Annotated in this window: 3 protein-coding genes; all 3 read left to right on the forward strand. The window is 58.1% G+C overall.

Annotated features, from left to right (window positions below):
* The first annotated feature begins 300 nt into the window (after positions 1–300).
* Complete coding sequence (locus ACQRCJ_RS12115) at positions 301–1149, forward strand: substrate-binding domain-containing protein (RefSeq protein WP_168936340.1); 849 nt, start codon at positions 301–303, stop codon at positions 1147–1149.
* Between the two features lie 246 nt (positions 1150–1395).
* Entirely contained in the window at positions 1396–2169 is a 774-nt protein-coding gene (locus ACQRCJ_RS12120) for a GntR family transcriptional regulator (RefSeq protein WP_168936339.1), read from the forward strand.
* 93 nt (positions 2170–2262) lie between these two features.
* On the forward strand, positions 2263–3903 hold a 1641-nt coding region (locus ACQRCJ_RS12125; protein ID WP_427799909.1), incomplete at its 3' end, for an FAD-binding protein.

Consider the following 3903-nt stretch of genomic DNA (forward strand, 5'->3'; position numbering starts at 1 on the left):
GAAGAAAAAGGCTGCAACGACTTTGAATATAAACAACTTGTCGTAGCCTGAACAGCGGAAGAGAGGATCTGGCAAAAAAAGAGCATAAATGTATCGCCTGCGGGGCAGACCGGCCGTTCATGCTGCCGTGGCAAGGCGGAAAACAGGCCGCAATGGCCTGTATTGGACGCCATGTCTGGCCGGACGTGTGCCGCCATGGGTCTTGTGTATTGTCCGAAAGTTTTTTTTGGGGCACAGTGGCCGGAAGCGACGTAAGGCCGGGCATCCCGCCCGGCTGCAAGTTCATCTGGAGGAAGCACCATGAAGTTTTCCCGTATGGCCAGCCTGGTCTGCCTGCTGTGTCTGTTCCCCTTGTCCGTCCCCGTCCAGGCCGCGGACAGCCTGAAGATCTCCAGCACCATCGGTCCGGTGGATGCCGGTATCCTGCCGCTGCTGGCCGATACCTTCAGCAAAAAGACCGGTATCGCCATCAGCATGGAAAAAGCCGGGACCGGCAAGACCCTGAAAAAGGCGGAAAGCGGCACCTTCGACCTGGTGATGGTCCATGCCCGCAAGCTTGAGGACGCCTTTGTGGCTGCCGGTTTCGGTGTGGATCGCCGGGATGTCATGTACAATGACTTCGTCATCCTGGGCCCTGCCGGTGACCCGGCGGGCATCAAGGGCATGAAGAGCGCTGCCGAGGCCTTTGCCACCATCGCCAAGGCCGGTGTGCCCTTCGTCTCCCGCGGGGACAAGTCCGGTACCCATGTCAAGGAAATGGACATCTGGCAGGCTGCCGGCATCCAGCCCGCTGGTGCCTGGTATGAGGTCTATGCCGACGGCGCCAAGGGCAACAAGGCCACGACGCTCTATACGGACAAGAAGCAGGCCTACACCCTGATGGACCGCGCCACCTGGCTGACCCTCAAGGATACGGTCAAGGTCGTGCCCTTGGTGGAGAACGACCCCATCATGCTCAACCTCATCGCCATCATCCGGGTCAATCCCGACAAGTTCCCCCAGGTCCACAAGGATGCGGCCCTGAAGTTCGCGGACTGGCTGGTGGGCGATGAAGCCCAGACCATCATCCGTGATTTCGGCAAGGACAAGTACGGGCAGCCCCTGTTCTTCCCCAATTCCGATCAGTGGAACGCCAAGCACGGCAAGTAGTGACTGACGGCAGGGGAGCTTTCGTACACGGGGCTCCCCTGTTTTTTATAAAAGATTTCATAATTTTTTGATACCGAAAAAGCGGGATGTGTCAGTTTAACATGCATGAATATATGGTTTTTTTCTGCCAGTATTCCCGAGAGATGCCCCTCGGGCCCCTGGGAGGTGCCCATCCCAAGGAATTCTGGCCTTGACGACAAATTTGATATAGAGCTATATAGCACTTAACTTTTAAAGAAGGATGTTATGCAACCTTTGCAGCTCTCCCCCCGTTATTCCGAGGCCCTGCCCATGTACTACCGTCTGCAGCAGACCCTGATCGACAAGATCATCTGCCAGGACTGGAAGGCCGGCATGCAGCTGCCCTCCGAGCGCGAGATCGCCGCGACCATGGGGATCAGCGTCGGGACTGTCCGCAAGGCGCTGGAAAACATGGTCCACAAGGGCTATCTGAGCCGGATCCAGGGCAAGGGCACCTTCGTGGCCGAGAACACCCTGGATAGGAACAACGTAAAGTACTACAGGTTGCGCAAAAGCCTTACGGACCAGGATACCTCGCTGCGTGTGAGGACGATATCCATAGCCAAGGCCTCGCGGACCGATCCCGTCATCAGCGATTTTTCGCCGGCGCCGGACATCCAGGAGTTCCTCAAGGTCAGCCGTGTGTTCCTGGGGAAGGACGGCGAGACGTTCTGTCCCGTCGTCATGAGCGAGTCCTACATCCCGCTCCCGTTCGGAGAAGGGCTCATGAACATCTCTCCGGCAGAGATGGAAGAGCTTTCGCTGTATCTGCTGATAGAAAAGTACTGCCATTTCCCCGTGTTGCGCAGCTGTGAGCAGCTGGGGGTGGAATGCGCCTCCCGGGATGTGGCGCATTATCTGGAAGAGAAGGAAGGGACCCCCATGATCCGTTCCAACATGCTTTCCATGACCTATGAGGATCGCATCGTGGAGTTCCGGCGCAGTCTGATCCGGCCCTGTCCCTTCGGGCTCATGCGCTTCCATGAATTCAGGAAGTGATGTCGTTTTGGGAAAAGGGACTCGGCTCCCTTTTTTTGGTCTTTTAACTGCTATATAGAACCATAGCATATGTGGCAAAAAAGGAGACGATGTATGCAGCCATACATGACCCTGAGTGCAGATGTGCTGATTGTCGGCGGCGGTAGCGCCGGCGTGATGGCGGCTATACGGGCCAAACAGATGGACCCCGGGCAGCGGGTCGTCGTGTTTGAAAAAGGAGATATGCAGTATTCCGGGTGCATCGCCCGCGGCATGGATGCCATGAACATCGTGGCTGTGCCCGGGACCGAAGAGACCCCCGAGCTGTATGTGGAGACCAACAGGGAAGCCTGCCAGGGCATCATGGACGAGCCCGTCAACTATGCCATGGCCAAACGGACCTGGGCCGTCATGAAAGAGCTCATGGACTGGGGGGTCTGCTTCCCCGTGGATGAGAAAGGGCAGTTCGACAAGCTGCAGATCCACTCCAAGGGCAAGTTCTGCATCACCATGAAGGAGCCGGAGCTCAAGACGATACTGGCCAAAAAAGCCTATGAGTACGGCGCCGAGGTCTACAACCGCATCATGACCGTACGTCTTTTGAAGGACGGCGACAGGATCAGCGGCGCTGTGGGCATCAACGTCCGTACGGGAGAGATCGTGGTCTGCAAGGCCAAGAGCGTCATCCTCTGTTCCGGCGGCACGGCCCGTTTCGGTCTGCCTGCCAACGGTTATCTGTACGGCGTCTATGACTTCCCGGGCAATACCGGTGACGGCTACGTCATGGCCTACCGTGCCGGTGCGGAGCTTTCCGGCTTCGAATACACGCTGGTCTATTACATCATCAAGGACATCAACGCGCCCCTCCTGTACATCACCCTGACCCGCGGCGCGCACCTGCTCAACGCCTTTGCCCAGGAGTTCCAGGAAGACCATCCCGGCATCCACCTCATGCACATGGAGCACCTTGCCGAGCGCGGTCCCATGCGCATCGACATGCGTCACATGAGCGAAGAGAAGATCCGCGAAGTGGAAGACCTGCTGTTCTCCACCGAACGACCGGTGCAGGAGCGGTTCTTCAAGGGCCGCGGTGTCGACTTCCGCACCGGCGAGATCGAGCTCTGGCCCACGGACTGTTACCTTTGCGGCGGGCATGGCCTTACGGGCATCCGCATCAACGAGAAGGGCGAGAGCTCGGTGCCCGGCCTGTATGCGGCGGGCGACGTCTCCCTGGTGGCCCGGGCCCATTTGAGCGGCGCGTTCACCTTTGGCCAGATCACGGCGGAGAACGCCACGGAATACGCCAGCACGCTGCCTGACATGCCGCTGGATGAGGAGCAGGTCCTGGAGGTCATCCGGGATCGTGATGCCAAGCTTGCCCAGGCTGACGGCAAGATCCCCATCGAGGAGTTCGAATACAAGGTGCGCCGCCTGATCAACGATTACATCCGTCCGCCCAAGAACGAATACAAGCTCGACAGGGCCCTCTGGTGGATGGACCGTTTCAAGAAGGAACTCAGGACAGACGTCAGGATCGCCAACAAGCACGACCTGTTCAAGGCCTATGAGGTCGAGAACATCATCCATTGCGCGGCCATGAGCGCCCTGGCCTCCAAGGAACGCAAGGAAAGCCGCTGGGGCCTCTGGCACATGCGCTCCGACTATCCCATGAAGGATGATGAACACTGGATGAAGCACATCGTGCTGAAGCAGGGGGATTCGTTTGATGATATCCGCATTTCCTATGCGCCAATC

Origin of the sequence: Desulfovibrio sp. SGI.102 (assembly GCF_050314315.1) — a bacterium.
In the GTDB taxonomy this organism is placed as follows: domain Bacteria; phylum Desulfobacterota; class Desulfovibrionia; order Desulfovibrionales; family Desulfovibrionaceae; genus Desulfovibrio.

Excerpts from the sequence above, each read along its gene's own strand:
- ACQRCJ_RS12115 (WP_168936340.1), top strand. The coding sequence starts at position 301 with ATGAAGTTTTCCCGTATGGCCAGCCTGGTCTGCCTGCTGTGTCTGTTC.
- ACQRCJ_RS12120 (WP_168936339.1), top strand. The coding sequence starts at position 1,396 with ATGCAACCTTTGCAGCTCTCCCCCCGTTATTCCGAGGCCCTGCCCATG.